Origin of the sequence: Paraburkholderia unamae, assembly GCF_003268775.1 — a bacterium.
Lineage (GTDB): Bacteria > Pseudomonadota > Gammaproteobacteria > Burkholderiales > Burkholderiaceae > Paraburkholderia > Paraburkholderia unamae.
The window spans coordinates 47,872-63,606 of sequence record NZ_QLSU01000028.1 but is presented as its reverse complement, the minus strand read 5'-3'; the positions used below and the strand labels follow the sequence as shown (position 1 = coordinate 63,606).

Annotated in this window: 15 protein-coding genes; 1 reads left to right on the top strand and 14 read right to left on the bottom strand. The window is 67.9% G+C overall.

The window, feature by feature from the left end; genetic code table 11:
• The first annotated feature begins 35 nt into the window (after positions 1–35).
• Positions 36–1,541 carry a glucose-6-phosphate dehydrogenase gene (zwf, locus tag C7401_RS33690; RefSeq protein WP_112176123.1) on the top strand — a complete coding sequence of 502 codons (1,506 nt, stop codon included), beginning with the start codon at positions 36–38 and terminating at the stop codon, positions 1,539–1,541.
• A 76-nt stretch (positions 1,542–1,617) separates the two neighbouring features.
• Here the strand turns inward: zwf and C7401_RS33685 are convergent, their stop codons facing one another.
• The 14 genes from C7401_RS33685 to C7401_RS33620 all read right to left on the bottom strand — a co-directional run bounded on the left by C7401_RS33685 (position 1,618) and on the right by C7401_RS33620 (position 15,721).
• Positions 1,618–1,977 carry a BON domain-containing protein gene (locus tag C7401_RS33685; RefSeq protein ID WP_258397335.1) on the bottom strand — a complete coding sequence of 120 codons (360 nt, stop codon included), beginning with the start codon at positions 1,975–1,977 and terminating at the stop codon, positions 1,618–1,620.
• Between the two features lie 99 nt (positions 1,978–2,076).
• The gene (locus tag C7401_RS33680) at positions 2,077–3,084 is read right to left on the bottom strand and encodes an SIS domain-containing protein (protein ID WP_112176119.1); all 1,008 of its coding nucleotides are present in this window, start codon (positions 3,082–3,084) and stop codon (positions 2,077–2,079) included.
• Complete coding sequence (nagA, locus tag C7401_RS33675) at positions 3,077–4,180, bottom strand: N-acetylglucosamine-6-phosphate deacetylase (protein ID WP_112176117.1); 1,104 nt, start codon at positions 4,178–4,180, stop codon at positions 3,077–3,079. Before nagA ends, C7401_RS33680 begins: the two co-directional genes overlap by 8 nt.
• Position 4,181: 1 nt before the next feature.
• Positions 4,182–4,706 carry a GntR family transcriptional regulator gene (locus C7401_RS33670; RefSeq protein ID WP_112176115.1) on the bottom strand — a complete coding sequence of 175 codons (525 nt, stop codon included), beginning with the start codon at positions 4,704–4,706 and terminating at the stop codon, positions 4,182–4,184.
• Between the two features lie 39 nt (positions 4,707–4,745).
• A complete protein-coding gene (locus tag C7401_RS33665; protein ID WP_112176113.1) occupies positions 4,746–5,723 on the bottom strand; it encodes an alpha/beta hydrolase in 978 nt (325 codons plus the stop codon).
• A gap of 32 nt (positions 5,724–5,755) precedes the next feature.
• The gene (locus C7401_RS33660) at positions 5,756–6,802 is read right to left on the bottom strand and encodes an ABC transporter ATP-binding protein (RefSeq protein ID WP_112176112.1); all 1,047 of its coding nucleotides are present in this window, start codon (positions 6,800–6,802) and stop codon (positions 5,756–5,758) included.
• Complete coding sequence (locus C7401_RS33655) at positions 6,799–7,812, bottom strand: ABC transporter ATP-binding protein (protein ID WP_112176110.1); 1,014 nt, start codon at positions 7,810–7,812, stop codon at positions 6,799–6,801. The genes C7401_RS33660 and C7401_RS33655 overlap by 4 nt, the downstream gene beginning before the upstream one ends.
• Position 7,813: 1 nt before the next feature.
• Entirely contained in the window at positions 7,814–8,743 is a 930-nt protein-coding gene (locus C7401_RS33650) for a dihydrodipicolinate synthase family protein (RefSeq protein WP_112176109.1), read from the bottom strand.
• Entirely contained in the window at positions 8,740–9,594 is an 855-nt protein-coding gene (locus C7401_RS33645; protein WP_208948978.1) for an ABC transporter permease, read from the bottom strand. Before C7401_RS33645 ends, C7401_RS33650 begins: the two co-directional genes overlap by 4 nt.
• Positions 9,595–9,674: 80 nt before the next feature.
• Positions 9,675–10,628 (bottom strand): ABC transporter permease, encoded by a 954-nt coding sequence (locus C7401_RS33640; protein ID WP_112176107.1) that lies wholly within the window; start codon positions 10,626–10,628, stop codon positions 9,675–9,677.
• 57 nt (positions 10,629–10,685) lie between these two features.
• On the bottom strand, positions 10,686–12,242 hold the full coding sequence (locus C7401_RS33635) for an ABC transporter substrate-binding protein (RefSeq protein WP_112176105.1): 1,557 nt from the start codon (positions 12,240–12,242) through the stop codon (positions 10,686–10,688).
• A gap of 16 nt (positions 12,243–12,258) precedes the next feature.
• Positions 12,259–13,224 (bottom strand): N-acetylmannosamine kinase, encoded by a 966-nt coding sequence (locus tag C7401_RS33630; RefSeq protein WP_224042035.1) that lies wholly within the window; start codon positions 13,222–13,224, stop codon positions 12,259–12,261.
• A complete protein-coding gene (locus tag C7401_RS33625) occupies positions 13,224–13,904 on the bottom strand; it encodes an N-acetylmannosamine-6-phosphate 2-epimerase (protein WP_220092884.1) in 681 nt (226 codons plus the stop codon). The genes C7401_RS33630 and C7401_RS33625 overlap by 1 nt, the downstream gene beginning before the upstream one ends.
• A gap of 191 nt (positions 13,905–14,095) precedes the next feature.
• Complete coding sequence (locus C7401_RS33620) at positions 14,096–15,721, bottom strand: FAD-dependent oxidoreductase (RefSeq protein ID WP_112176099.1); 1,626 nt, start codon at positions 15,719–15,721, stop codon at positions 14,096–14,098.
• Between the last annotated feature and the right edge of the window lie 14 nt (positions 15,722–15,735).

Sequence of the window (15,735 nt, the reverse complement as noted above, 5' to 3'; positions counted from 1 at the left end):
CGGCGCGCGCCGTCGTGCGAGCGTACGTCATCCATATGGGCAACACCTCACCAAACGACGCCACCTCGTTCGTCCTGTTCGGAGGAACGGGCGATCTGGCCATGCGCAAGATACTGCCTGCGCTGCACAAAGCCGAAACCGCGGGCAGACTGCCGCACGCGCTGCGCATCCTGATCGTGGACCGCAGTTGCGCGAGCCGCGCGGACCTCATGGCCTGGCTCGACACATGCGTTCGCCCGCATCTCGCCCAGAGCGGCCCGGCTTGCGCGGCGTGGCAGCGGTTCGTCGAACGCATCGAATACGTCCGCCTCGACTTCTCGCGCCCGCAAGATTTCGTCGCGCTTCGGGACGCACTTCGGGACACGCTTCGAGACACATCGGCCGCACACGCGCACGCGACCCGCGAAAAACCGCTCTACTATCTGGCGACGGGCCCGGCGCTGTTCGTGCCGATCTGCCGCGCGCTGGCCGCGCTCGACCTCACGCGCGACGCCCGGGTCGTGCTCGAAAAGCCGCTTGGCTACGATCTCCAGTCGTCGCGGCAGATCAACGACGAAGTCGGCCAGATTTTCGCCGAGGAGCAGATCTACCGCATCGACCACTATCTCGGCAAGGAGTCGGTGCAGAACCTGCTTGCGCTGCGCTTCGGCAATACGCTGTTCGAGCCGGTGTGGCGGCGCGAATGGGTCGAAAGCGTGCAGATCACCATTGCGGAGCAACTCGGCGTGGAGGGGCGCGGCGAGTTCTACGACAGTGTGGGCGCGCTGCGCGACATGGTGCAGAACCACCTGCTTCAATTGCTCTCGATCGTCGCGATGGAGCCGCCTCACTCGATGGACGCCAACGCGGTGCGCGACGAAAAGCTGCGCGTGCTGCGCGCGCTCAAACCGGTGCCCGCGAACGATATCGACAGCGTCGCGGTGCGTGGCCAGTACGACGCGGGCGTGATCCGCCGCGAAGCCGTGCCCGCCTATGCGCGGGAAGCCGGCATCGCGCACGCGAGCACGACCGAAACCTTCGTCGCGCTGCGCGTGGAAGTCGAGAACTGGCGCTGGGCAGGCGTGCCGTTCTTTCTGCGCACGGGCAAGCGGCTCGCCGAGCGCGCGGCCGAAATCGTCATCACGTTCCGGCCCGTGCCGCACTCGTCGCTCGGCAACGAATCGGGCCGCCCAGGCGCAAACCGGCTCGTGATACGCCTTCAACCCGACGAGGACATTCGCCTCCACTGGCTCGCGAAGCGTCCCGGCGAAGGCATGGCCTTGCAGCCCGTGCACCTCGAAATCGACTTCGACCGCTTTTTCGCGCCGGAGCGCATGGATGCGTACCAGCGGCTGCTGATCGACGCGATCCACGGCCGTCTCGCGCTATTCGTGCACCGCGACGAACAGGAAGCGGCCTGGCGCTGGGTCGAGCCGATTCTGCGCGACTGGAAGGCGCGCACCGCGCCGCCGCGCCCGTATCTTGCGGGTTCGTGGGGGCCGGCCGCGTCGAGCGCGCTGCTCGCGCGCGCGGGTATGTGCTGGATGGAAGAAGAACATTAGGATACCGATGCGACGGCGCATGGCGCGCCGTCGCAACCTGCATCGATATCAACGGGTAACAACCGCCAACAACCGCTCAGTTATACGAGCGCAGAGTGATGCGATTGCTGAGCGAGCTCACGCCGCTCACCTGACGCGCTGCATCGCCGGCCTTCTGGATCTGGTCGGCCACCGGCACCGAACCGCTCAGCGTCACCGCCCCGCCGTTGGCGCGCACGGAGATGCGTTCATTGTTCAGGCCCGGCGTTTTCGCCAACGCGCGCAGCACGTCGCGGCGCAGCTTGCGGTTGGCCGCCTTGGTCGCCTTGATATTCGACTCCGCGCCGCTCGCCGCCACGCCGCTGTCCGAGCCCGGCGACGGTTGCGCCGAGACCTGGCACGCCACCGCGAGCATGACCGCTCCCGCCACGACCCACCCCATTGCTTTTCGCTTCATTGTGTCCTCCCTGGTTTGCCTGCTGACTGAAAAGCCGAACTAAAAAAACCGAACCGCGGCCCACCGGCGCAACGACGCCGGTGCGGCCTGACGGCTAGATCAAAGTGTTTGGGTGACCTTGTTCAGATGACGCGGCGTGTCCGGGTTGCGCCCGCGCGCGGCGGCGAGACCCGCCGCCATCACGTAGAACGGCAGGATCGCGGCGATCGGGTCGAGCGCCTCGTGACCCGTTTCGAGCAGCGGCAGGTTCGCACCGGGCACGGCAGACGGCGCGGCCAGCAGCACGCGCGCGCCGCGCTCGCGCATGTCGTGCGCGAGTTGCAGCAGGCCGTCCTGCTCCGGGCCGCGCGGCGCGAATACCAGCAGCGGATACGCGCGGTCGATGAGTTCCATGGGGCCGTGGCGCACTTCCGCGCCGGAAAACGCCTCGGCCTGGATGCCGGAGGTCTCCTTGAGCTTCAATGCGGCTTCCTGCGCGATCGCCAGTCCCGGCCCACGGCCGATCACGATCATGCGGTCGGCTTCGCACAACGCGTCGATTGCGCTGTGCCAGTCGAGTTCACATGCGGCATGCAGCGCGGCGGGCAAGGTGGCCAGGGCCTCGCTCAAGGCGCGCTCGCGCGACCACGCCGCGACGAGTTGCGCCGACAACGCGAGCATCGCCACATAACTCTTGGTGGCGGCCACGCTCAGTTCCGGACCGGCCGCGAGCGGCAGATGCCATTCACACGCCGCGGCGAGCGGCGAATCGGGAGCGTTGACGGCGGCCACGGTCAGCGCGCCGGCCTCGCGCAACGCGGCCATCGCGCCCACGAGATCGGGGCTGCGGCCCGACTGCGAGAAAGCCAGCGCGAGTTGCCCACCCACGCGCAACGGGGCGCGCCGCAGCGTCGCGACCGACATCGGCAACGAGGCCACCGGCACGCCCAGCCAGTTCATGGCGAGCGAGGCGAAATAGCTCGCGGCATGGTCCGAGCTGCCGCGCGCAACGGTCAAGGCGACCTGCGGCGCGCGTTCGGTGAGCAAGGCGGCGAGCGCCTCGACCCGCGACGGGTCGGCTAACTGCGCGGCGACGACGGCAGGCGCGGCGAGCGCCTCTTCAAGCATCTTCGACAATCCGTTCTCCTTCTACGAAAGTGGCGGTGAGCGCCAGGGCGCGGTCGAGCACGACGAGATCGGCCCAGGCTCCGGGCGCGATGCGCCCACGATCGGCCAGACCGAGGTAGTCGGCCGCGTGGCGCGACAAATGGTGGGACACGTCGGCGAGCGGCAGCCCGATCGACACGAGATTGCGCAGCGCCTGGTCCATGGTCAGCGTGCTGCCCGCGAGCGTGCCGTCGGCGAGGCGCACGCCGCCCATGCACTTCGTGACGTGCTGGCTGCCGAGCCGGTATGCGCCGTCGGGCATGCCCGCCGCCGCGGTGCTGTCGGTCACGGCGTAAAGGCGCGGAATCGCGCGGGCCGCCGCCTGGATCGCACCGGGATGCACGTGCACCAGGTCGGGAATGATCTCCGCGTAGTCCGCATGCGCGAGCGCCGCGCCCACCATGCCCGGATTGCGGTGATGCAGCGGCGACATCGCATTGAACAGGTGCGTGAAGCCCGCCGCGCCATGTTCGAGCGCGCGCACGCCGTCTTCATACGTGCCCGCCGAGTGGCCGATCTGCACGCGCACGCCGCGCCCGGCAAGCGCGCGAATGATCTCCATGTGCCCCGCGATTTCGGGTGCGAGCGTGACGATGCGCACCGGTGCGAGCGCGAGATAGTCCAGCACCTCGTCGAGCACGGCGGCGACCGCGGCGTCCGGTTGCGCGCCCAGACGCCCGGGGTTGATATACGGTCCTTCGAGGTGCACGCCCAGCACCCGCGCGCCGCCCGCGCTGCGCGTGCGCGCATGGTCGCCGAGGTCGGCGAGCACACGCCGCAGTTCCGCGCGCGGCGCCGTGACCGTCGTGGCGAGCAGGCTGGTGGTGCCGTGGCGCGCATGCAGGCGCGCCATGGTCGCCACGGCGGCCGAGCCTTCCATGACGTCGGCGCCGCCGCCGCCATGTACGTGCAGGTCGATGAAGCCCGGCAGGATGCAGGGCTCGCCGTTGCCCGCCGGATCGGCGGGCTCGCCTTCGAGCGCCGCGATGCGTCCGTCCTGAATGTGAAGACGGCCGCGAATCCAGCCGTCCGTCGTGAGTAGGTTTCCGCTGAGCATGTCAATGGCCGGTTGAAGTGAGCGGCTCGCGCCATTGCGCGGTCAACTCGTAGTAATCCTGTAGATAATCGAGCGGCGGCAGGCTGGCCGGCAGCACCAGCGCTTCGAGCGCCACCGCCACGCCGCCCACGTAGCGCAGGCGTTGAATCGCCGCGACGCGTTCGCCCGGCGCGAGGCCGAGCAGGCGCGCCTCCTCGTCGCTCGCGGCGCGGATCGTACGCGAGACACAGCGCACGCCGCTTCTGGCAGCGGGCGGCGTGGCCGTACCGGCCGCGGGCGGCGCGATGAACGTGCCGGACCCGCGAACGCGGCGCACCAGCCCGTCGCGCACCAGCAGCGTCATCGCCCGGCGCATGGTGATGCGCGAGACCTTCAAGGCGCTCGCCAGGGTGCGCTCGGAAGGCAGCGCGTCGCCAGCCTGCCACGCGCCGCCGCGAATCGCGGCCGTGAGCTTGCCCGCCATCTGCAAGTAGAGCGGCATGGCGCTGTCCGCGTCGGGCATGATGTCCTGCCAGGGAATATTCATCGGAAGCGCTCGTTTGATGCGTCGCCGTACGTCGCCGCGTCAGGCATGAAGCGCCCGCGCAAGCGCGCTTACCGTGGCCCGCCAGCAATCCTGCGAGGCCCGCGTGTCTTCGACCGAGTCGAAACCGTGTGGCGCGCCCGGATACACATGCAATTCGGTCGGCACGCCCGCATCGATCAGTCGTCCTGCATAAGCGAGGTTCTCCGCCGCGAACAAGTCGAGCGCGCCGAGCGCGATGAACGCCGCCGGAAGATCGGCCAGGCTTTGCGCCCGCGCAGGCGCGGCATAGGCGCTCACGTGCAGCCCTCCCGGCTCCCCGGCCAGCGCCGCGCGCCAGCCAAAGCGGTTCGATGCCGGTGTCCAGACGAACTCGCCCGCGTAAGGCGACACCGGGCCCGTCGAGCCGGTGCGGTCGTCGAGCATCGGGTAAGTCAGCAACTGAAAGCGCAGCGCGATTTCGCCGCGCTCGCGCGCGAGCAACGCGAGCGCCGCCGCGATGCCCCCACCCGCGCTCTCGCCCGCCACGGCCAGTCGCGTGCGATCCACTCCAAGCATAGGCGCGTGGTCGTGCACCCAGCGCAGCACCGCGTAGGCATCCTCCACCGCGCCGGGCAGCGGCGTTTCCGGCGCGAGCCGGTAGTCCACCGACACCACCACGCAACGCACCTCGGCCGCGAGGCGAAGGTTGCGCCCGTGCGCGTTCTCGGGCTGCCCCATGACCATGCCGCCGCCATGCAGATGCACGAGCGCGGGCAGCTTGCCCGTGGGCACGGTGGCCGCGTCCGGCGCAGGCGGCGTGTAAATCACCACGCGCACGGGCGGCGCGCCGGGCGGACCGCTCACGTGCCGCGTGTGAACGCTGACGTCGCGGTCATCGAGCGCCGCAGCGTGTTGCGCCTCACGCGCCCAGTGCGCGGCAAGCGCGCGGCGCTCGGGCAGGCGCTCGCCGCACAGGTCGGGCGGCGAGGCGTCGGCAAGCGACTGGAACGCCGGGTCGAGCAGATGTCTGGAGGACATAGGAGTTCGATCAAGAGACGGCGCGCAGGCGCTCACGCGGGCGTGAGCGGCACGACTGGCGCGAGCGGCACGCCGGACGACTCGCCATACAGCAGGCAAGCGACTTCGTGGCGATCCTCCCGGTGCACGAGCGGCGGCACGGTGCTCTTGCACGAAGGCATTGCGCGCGGGCAGCGCGTGTGAAACACGCAGCCCGGCGGCGGATTCAGCGGGCTGGGCACTTCGCCCTTGAGCAGATCCTCGCCCGCAAGACGCCGCGCGGGGTCGGGCACGGGCGAGCTGCGCGTGAGCGCCTGCGTATAAGGATGCAAGCCGCCGTCGCGAATGCCCGCGCGGCTCGCGAGCTCCATCACGCGGCCGAGATACAGCACGAGCACGCGGTCGCACATGCTCTGCACGATGGGCAGGTCGTGCGAGACGAAGAGAATGGCCAGGTCCAGCGAGCGACGCAGTTCCAGCAGCAGATTGACGATCTGCGCCTTGACCGACACGTCGAGCGCGGCCACGGCTTCATCGGCCACCAGCACCTTCGGCTTGAGCGTCAAGGCCCGCGCGATCACGACGCGCTGCTTCTGCCCGCCCGACAATTCATGCGGATAGCGCCGCAGCACCGAAGCCGGCAGCCCGACCACGTCGAGCAGCCGCGCGATTTCGGCGCGCCGCTCCACGCCCGTGCCGAGTTTGTGGAGCACGAACGGTTCGAGCAGGCTCTGCTCGATGGTCATGCGGCCATTCAGGCTCGAATTGGGGTCCTGGAAAATCATCTGCATGTCGCGCCGCACCTCGCGCAGCGCGCGCCCGCGCAGCCCCGCCAGGTCCTGCCCCTGGTAGCGCACCGTGCCGCTCGTGGGCGCCATCATGCCGAGCGCGATGCGCCCGAGCGTCGACTTGCCGCTGCCCGACTCGCCCACGATCCCGACGATCTCGCCGGGCTTCACGTCGAACGACACGCCGGTCAGCGCATGCAGCGCCACCGGCGCGCGCAGGAACGCCTGGCGCACGGGAAACTCGCGGCACACCTGCTCGAAAGAGAGAATGGGCCGCACGCCGGCCTCATCGTTCGCGTCGATACCGTTCATACCTTGTTCCAGAAATGACAGCGCACGCTATGGACCTCGTTCACCTGCGTCTGGGCGGGCACCTCGACGCTGCATCGCGCCTCGGCGCGCGTGCAGCGATTGGCGAAGCGGCAGCCCGTGGGCGCGCCGACGATGGCTTCGATCTGGCCGGGAATGCCGCGCAATGCGCCGCCCTCGGCCGGCCGTGGAATCGAATCGAGCAGCGCGCGGGTATAGGGGTGCTTCGGCGCGGCGAACAGCTCGGCGGTGGGCGCCGTCTCCACGATCTGGCCGCCGTACATCACGGCCACGCGGTCGGCGATCTGCGCGACCACGCCCATGTCGTGCGTGATGAACACCACCGCCATGCCCGCTTCCTGCTGGAGCTTGCGGATCAGTTCGAGAATCTGCGCCTGCACCGTCACGTCGAGGGCCGTGGTCGGTTCATCGGCGAGCAGCACGGCGGGCTCGCACGCGAGCGCGATGGCGATCATCACGCGCTGGCGCATGCCGCCCGACAACTGATGCGGATACTGCTTCGCGCGCGAAGCCGGGTCGGAGATCCCCACTTTGCCGAGCAGCGCGATGGCGCGCTCGCGCACCTCGCCGCGCTTGCCCATGCCGTGGATCGTGAGCGCCTCCTCCACCTGCTTACCGATGCGCTGAAGCGGATTGAGCGAGGTCATCGGCTCCTGGAAGACCATGGAGATGCGGTTGCCGCGCAGCTTCATCATCGGCTTTTCGCCGAGCGCGAGCAGATCGACCGCGCCCGATCCAGCGGATCCGGCCGATTTGGCCGATCCACCCGAATGCAGCCACGCCTCGCCCGCGAGTTGCGCGCGGCCGCCAAGCAGCCGCATGAGCGAAAGCGAAGTGACCGACTTGCCGCTGCCCGACTCGCCGACGAGCGCCAGCGTCTCGCCGCGCCGCACCTGCAAGGTGACGTCGGTCAGCGCGTGCACCTGCCCCGCGGGCGTGGCGAAGCGCACGCACAATTGCTTCACGTCGAGCGCGATGACCTCGTTGCTCATGTCAGCCCGCCCGCAAGAGTCCGCTCTTTTCGACAATGGCGCGCACCTTCGCGGCGTGCGCGTCGCTCAGCACCGCATTCGGGCGGCTCATGTGGCGATGGGTGATGAGGCCCATCATCTGCATGGCCGTCTTGAAGCCGCCCACGCCCGAGGCGTTGCGGCTCGTGTCGGGATAGCCCTGGAACACGATCTCGAACAACTCGATCAGGCGCTGCTGCTCGGCGCGCGCCGCCGCCCAGTCGCCCTTGCGCGCGGCGTCGTAAAGCCGCACATAGCCGGCCGGGTCCACGTTGGCGAGGCCGGGAACCGCGCCGTGGCCGCCGCCGAGCAGGGCGTAGTCCACCGTGATTTCCGATCCGGTCAGGACTGCGAAGTCCGGATGCGCCGCGAAATCGCGCATGACCATGCGCATGTTGCCGTCGTCGCCGCTGCTGTCCTTCAGGCCCACGATGGCCTTGCGCGCGTACAGCTTGTGCAGCGTCTCGCGTTCCAATTTGATGTTCACGCACACCGGAATGTCGTAGGCGATGAGCGGCAGATCCACGGCGTCGCGCACGTAGCAGAAGTGATCGACGATCTCGGCCTGCGAGGTGCGCGTGTAGAACGGCGCGGTGAGCACGAGCGCATCGACGCCGAGCGCGCGCGCCTCGCGAGCGTGCTGGATGCAGCGGTCGGTGGCGATGTCGATCACGCCCGCGATCACGGGCACGCGGCCGCCGGCCTCTTCCATAACGATACGGATCACTTCGGCGCGGCGCTGCGCGTCGAGAAACACCACTTCGCTCGACGAGCCGAGAATGAACAGACCGTGCACGCCGCCGTCGATCAGATGGCGCACCACGCGGCGCAGCGAAGGCGCGTCGACCTCCATGTCCGTGGTGAGGGGCGTGACGACGGGCGGCACGATGCCGTGCAGGGAAAACTGGGTCATTTTGCGTGTTGTTCCTGGTTTGACTTTGGATCAAAGGCGGCGCGAAGTCCGTCGCCGAAAAAGTTGGCGGCGAGCGCCGTCACAACGATAAGAATTCCCGCGGGCATCCACATCCACGGATAGGCCTGCATCATCGAGGCGTCGGTGGTGAGGCTCAGCAGGCTGCCCCAGCTCGCGAACGGCATTTGCACGCCGAGGCCGAGAAAGCTCAAACCCGCCTCCATCATGATGGCCGACACGAAATTCAGGCTCGCGAACGCGACGATCACATCGGTCGTGTTCGGCAGGCAGTGGCGCACGATGATGTACGCGTCCCCCGCGCCGAGCAGCCGCGCCGCCGCCACGAAGTCGAGTTCGCGCACGGTCAGCACGCGTGCCCGCACGAGCCGCACCGCCAGCGGCGCGGTGAGCACGCCGACGATCACGATGGTCTTGCCCGTGCCCGGTCCGAGGACGGCCGCGAGCGTGAGCAGGACGATGGTGGTGGGGAAGATCATCACGACGTCCACGAGCCGCATGATGAGCATGTCGATCTTGCCGCCGAAATAACCGGCGACGCCACCGAACAGCAGGCCGAGCACTACCGAGAGCAGCGCGCTCAGGAGGCCCACGGTGAGCGACACCTGGCCTGCGGCCAGCGTGCGCGCGAACATGTCGCGCCCGGTTTCGTCGGTGCCGAACCAGTGCGTGGCCGAAGGCGGCAGCGAAACGGAACTCAGGTCGATCGTGTTCGGACCGAAGCGGCTCGCGAACGGGCCGAACACGCAAAGCAACACCACGAGGCCGAATACGACGAGGCCGAACACCGCGAGCCGGTTGCGCGCGAAGCGGCGCAGAACGGACGATCTCATCCTGCGTTCGCCGCGTGCGGCGGCGCCTGCAAGGGCAAGGTTTTGCTGCATGAAGCACTCTCCATCAAGGCTGGCATGGTTCAGTTGAGCGCGATGCGCGGATCGATGAAGGCATACACCACGTCGGTCAGCAGGTTGACGACCAGCACCGCAATGGCGATCCACAAGGTGATGCCCATGATGAGCGGGTAGTCGCGCGCGGCGATGCCGTCGAGCAGCAGCGTGCCCATGCCCGGCCACGAAAAGATCGTCTCCAGAAACACAGCGCCGCCGATGATGTTCGCGAAGTTCGCGCCGATCACGGTCACGATCGGAATGAGCGCATTGCGAAACGCGTGCCGCGTGAGCACCTGCGAGCGGCTCAATCCCTTCGCGCGGCCCGTGCGGATATAGTCCTGCGTCATCACTTCGAGCAGGCTCGCCCGCGTGTAGCGCATGAGGATCGCGACGTACTGGATCGACAGCACCGAGGCGGGCAGGATCAGATGCCAGAGAATGTCCGCCGCGCCGCCCTTGCCCGGCGTGGTGTAGCCGCCGGTGGGAAACCAGCCCAGCGTCATGGAAAGGAAGTACAGCGCCAGAATGCCGAGCAGGAAAACCGGACCGCTCACGCCCACATAGGCGAGCAGCGAGAGCCCATGATCGACAATGCTGCCCTCCATATGCGCGGAGACGAGCCCCAGCAACACGCCGAGCAGCACGCCGATGCCGATGCCCGTGCCGGTCAGCAGCAGCGTGGCCGGAATGCGCGACGCGATATCGTGGCTCACCGAGGTGCCGTCCTTGTAGCGGTAGCCCAGATTGCCCTTGGTCATTTCCTTGACCCAATAGCCGAACTGGACGTAGGCCGGGCGGTCGAGCCCCAGCTCATGGCGCAACGCCGCCTTCTGCACCGCCGAGATATCGTGGCCGGGCGGCGCGAAGGCATCGACCGGATCGCCCGGCGCGAGGCGAACGAACACGAACACGACGGCGAGCACCGCCAGCAGGATCGGTATGTACAGCAGGAACCGCTTGATCAGATAGTGAGTCATGTTTGCCCTTCTAGCGGCCGCGAGCGACCGGGTGACACGATTTCGGTGTTGCCTCGCTTACTTGACCGACCAGCGTTCCGGGTGATCCATGTAACGGCCGCCGCCTGGCGCCGGCGTCCACACGAAGTCCTGCACCTGGGTCGAGACGCCCGCGAAGCGGTTCGCTTCGAGCACCGGCAGCCACGGCAGATTGGCGTTCGTGTAGCGGCACACGTCCTGGTAGACGCTCGAGCGTTTGGCGGTGTCGGTCGCGGCGCGCCCTTCGTCGAACAGCTTGTCGAGCTCCGGCATGTTCACGCGCATGAGGTTGTAGCCGCGCGGCGGCGCGTATTGCGACATCAGCACGCTGCTGAGCACGTCGGGGTCGGGGCCGTTGGTCGTGCCCGCGAAGGTCATGGCGAACTTGCCCGCGCGCACCAGCTCGCCGTAGGTCGGCGCGTCGACGAAACGCGGCTGCACGTTCACGCCCACCGCCGCGAACATCGCCTGGATCACGGCCATGGCGTTGCGCGAAACCGGGTCGGTGTAGTACGTCAGCAGCTCGATGGGCTGCCCCGCGAACTTGCTCCAGCCCGCTTCGTCGAGCAGCCGTTTCGCCGCGGCCGGATCATAGGCGTACGGCTTGAGGTTGGACGGCACGTATTGCGGCTCGGTGAGCACGCAGTTCGCGACCTGCGCCTGCCCTGCATAAAGGTTCTTGATGAGGCCCGCGCGGTCGATCGCCATCAGCAGCGCTTGCCGAACGCGCAGGTCCTTGAAGCGCGGATCGCTGAAATTCACGCCGACGTAGTTCACCACGCGCGACGGACCGGCGATGGTGCGAAAGCGCTCCGCCTTCGTGTTGCGCACCTGCGCGAGCGACATATAGCTATACTGAATATCGCCCGACTGGAGCGCGAGCACGGCGGCGCCATCGTCCTTGAAATAGCGGTTGATGAGCGCGTCGATATGCGGACGGCCGCGATAGTAGCCGGGGTTGGCGTCGAGCTCCACATACTGGTCGGGCACGTACTTGCCCCACTTGAAGGGGCCGGTGCCCACCGGCTGCGTCTTCCACCACGCGGCCGTGCGCAGGTCCTTCACGGGAATCGAGGCGAGCGCGTGCTCCGGCACGATCATAACGTTCGTGAGCGCGTCGACCAGCGCGAGGTTGGGCTTGCCAAGCGTGAGCACGACCGTGTTGTCGTCGGGCACGGCCACGCTCTGGATATCCGCAAGACGCGCCCAGAACTGGTTGGGCAGATCGGGATTCTTCAGCAGATCCAGCGTGAACTTCACGTCCTTCGCCGTGAACGGCTGACCGTCCTGCCACTTCACACCTTTGCGCAAATGGAAGGTGATCGTCTTGCCGTCGGGCGATACGTTCCAGTCGCTCGCGAGGTCGCCTTCGATCTTCGTCATCTCGGCGTTGTAGAGCACCAGCGTGCCGAAATACTTGTTGAACCAGCTATAGCCCGCCGTGGCGGTGAGCGGGTTGAACTGCTGGGGCGCGCCCGCGGGGCCGGTGTCGAACGCGCCGGTCAGCGTGTTCGCCGGCGCCTCGCCCGCACCGAACAGCGATGCGGCGGCCACTGCGCCGGCTGCGATGGCGCGCACTCGTGCTTGAACGGTCATCCTCTTCTCCTTGGCTTTATTTCTTCGCATGAACCGGCGCGCTATGGCCGCCGGCGTCCGCTTGTCCCGTATGCGCGGCGCAGGCTGCATGCGCGCGCGCTTCCATTTCGACGCGGCCCTCGAAGGCCTGCGCCCACTGCGCCGCGCCGATCAAACCCGAATCGGGCCCGAGCGCCGCTTTCGTGATCGCCACCCGCACCAGCACGGGTTCCTCCATGAGCGCCGCCTGGATGCGCTCGACCATGCCGGGCGCGAGCCCCACGCTGCCGCCGATCACCACGTGGTCCACGTCGAGCAGCATCACGCAGTTGGCGATCGCCTCCGCAACGGCGCGCGCCGCGTGCGCGAGGATGCGCTCGGCGCGCCGGTCAGTCACGGCGCGCGCGAACACCTCGCGGCTGTCGAGCGGTTCGCCGAAAACACGCGTCGCTTCGCGGGCGATCGCCGTGCCCGAGGCCAGCGTTTCGAGGCAGCCCGTGCGCCCACACCCGCACGGCACGCGCCCCGCCGGGGACGGCAAGCTCACCGTGGCGTGCCCGATGTGGCCCGCGAGACCGCACGCGCCCACCTGGAGCCGCCCGCCGATGACGAGCCCGCCGCCCACGCCGGTGGAAAGCGTCAGATACAGCAGATTGCCGGGCGGCGTTTCGCAGGCCTGATATTCCGCCCACGCCGCCGCCTGCGCATCGTTCAGGATGACGATGGGACAGGCAAAGCGGGCCGCGAGAAAGTCGCGCAGCGCGAAGCCATTCCAGAACGAAATGATGTTTTGGTTCACGGCATGGATGCGCCCTTCCTGAACGAATCCGGTCGAGGCGACCGCGACGCGCTCGGGCGCGGGCATGTCGGCCGTCAACTCGGCGAGCGCGCGGCCGAACGCCTCGGCGCTGCCCGGCATCGCCACCTGGCGGCGCATGACGATCGCGCCCTCGTCGAGCATGGCTGCCGCGATCTTCGTGCCGCCGATGTCGAGCGCGAGCATCACGATGCTTCCTCCGTGGCGCTCATGGCCTCCACGAACCATTGCGTGATGTGCTCGACGCGCGTGATCGCGGAGCCGACCGTGACCGCGAACGCCCCGGCGCGCAACGCGCGCGCGGCGTCCTGCGCCGTTTTCAGGCGGCCTTCCGCGATCACGCGATAGCCGCGCTGTTTCCATGCGGAGATCAACGCGTAGTCGGGTTCGTCGGACGCGGTTTGCGTTTGCTCCGTATAGCCCGAGAGCGTGCTCGCCACGATTTCGAAGCCCATTTCATGCGCGGCGACGCCATCGGCCTCGGTCGCGCAATCCGCCATGGCGATGCATCCCGCCGCGTGAATGGCGCGCAGCAACGCCGCAACGGCAACGGGGCGCACGCGCGCCGTGGCATCCACGGCGATGATGTGCGCACCCGCTTGCGCCAACGCGCGCACGTCGTCTTCAAAGGGCGTGATGCGCACGGGCGAATTGTCGAGGTCGCGCTTGACGATGCCCACGATCGGCACGCTCACCGCCGCCGCCACCGCGCGCACGTTCTCCACGCCCTCGATGCGCAACGCGGCCGCGCCGCCGGCAACCGCGGCCAGCGCCATGGCGACGATGGTTTCCGTGCGGTCCATGGGACCGTGCGTGACCGGCTGGCACGAGACGATAAGCGCGTGCTTGAGCACTTCAATGTCCATTCTTCGAGGCATCCCGTCGGTTAGACGTCGGTGTAAAAGCGGGCTGGCGACTCAGCCGGAACTGCCCTCGCCAGAGCATATTGGATATCTGATATCTGATCTTAACACCGGCTGATTTTTGACGGCAACACTTTTCGCGGCCGTCCGGATCGCGCCTCGCGCACGTGCTTCAGTGCTGCAAGCGCCGTGCTTTAAGCATAGGTCCGCGTGATTGCGATGCCAGTGGGCGTAGCGGACACGATCTGGCGGTAGATGCGTGTATCCGTATGAGGAAAGTCGGCGCGATAGTGCGCGCCGCGGCTCTCGGTGCGCCCGAGCATGGCAAGGACCAGCACGCGCGCCATCGTGAGCGCCTGCCAGGCGTCGAAGCCCTGGGCGAGCGGGCTATAGACCGCCTGGAGCGCTTCGAGCCGCGTGAGCGCCGCCGTCAACGCGCCGTGCTCGCGCACGACACTGGCGTCCATCGAAAGGATCTCGCGTACGGCGTCGAATACCTCGCCCGCCGTACGCGCCGATTCCGCGTGAAACTGGCCGCACCACGCGCCGAATTCGGCCGCCAGTACATCGAACGATGGCGAGCGTTCATCGGCTCGCACGTAGTGTTCCGCCTTCGCGACGGCGCGATCGGCGAACACCAGACTGCCGCCAACCGAGTTGCCGCCCAGGCGGTTCGCGCCTTCGATGGCCGAAGCGACCTCGCCGACGGCAAACAGGCCGCGCAGCGCGGTCTCGCCGTGTTCGTCGATCAGAATGCCGCCATTGCAGCTATGCGCGAATGGCGCGACGCGAACTTCGTCGCGGCACATGTCGATGCCCATTTCCTCGCGCAGCCAGTCCAGATAGACGGCGTAGAACGCAGAGCGTTCCTCGTACAGCGCCGGACTGAAGGACAGCCTCACGCCGTCCGAGCCCGCGCGGATGGCGTCCATCATGCGCGTGTCGAAAACGCGCGAGGCATAGTCGAAGCTGAATGGCGCGTAAGCGCTGCGCTGCGCGAACATCCCGGCCGCTTCGGACTCCGGCAGATCGGCAAACAGGTTGCGCCCGCAACCGTCATGCATACCGGTGCAGAAGCGCAAGGTATGTTCGCCGAACAGCACCTTGTACTTGGGCGCGAGCAGGCCGGGAATGAACTGCACGTACTCCATGTTCACGAGCGAGCAGCCCGCGTCGAGCGCCGCGGCGTGGCCGCCGCCATAGATATGGTTGGGGTAGAGGTTGTGGCGGTACAGACTCGCAAGGCCGCCCGTCGCCAGAACGATAGCCTTGCAGCGAACCAGCAGATAGCGCCCGTCGCGCGCGAAAACGGCGCCGCTCACGCGCTCGCCGTCGCCCAGTATCCTGACGAGCCCTGCACGTTCGAGCGGCGTGATCCGCTCATGGCCTTCAACGAGGGCGCGAGCGTTGCGGGCCGCCTCTGGCCAGTCGCCGATCATGTAGATGTCGCGCGGATACCGCGCGAAGCAGGCGGGCCGGTTGTCGCCGCGCAGCCACGGCCTGAAACCGATCTTGTCGAGCAGGCCGATCTTGTGCGGCGAGTCTTGCAGATACGCGTCGACGATGCGCGGCTCGTTCATGCCGCATGCGACGCGCTCAATTTCCTCCTTGAAGATTGCGTAGTCGGCGGCGCCTTTCGTCACCTGGATGCCGAGGCTCGCTTTCTTGGGAAAGTAGCTGGCGCCGCCCGCGATTTTGCCTTTCGTCGCCAGCAAGACACGCATGCCGCTTTCGGCCGCCTGCACCGCGGCGACCAAACCCGCTATGCCGCCGCCCACGACCAGCAGGTCGCAGTCCATGTGCTCCGTTGTCCAGCTCATCGCGCCGTCTCAGA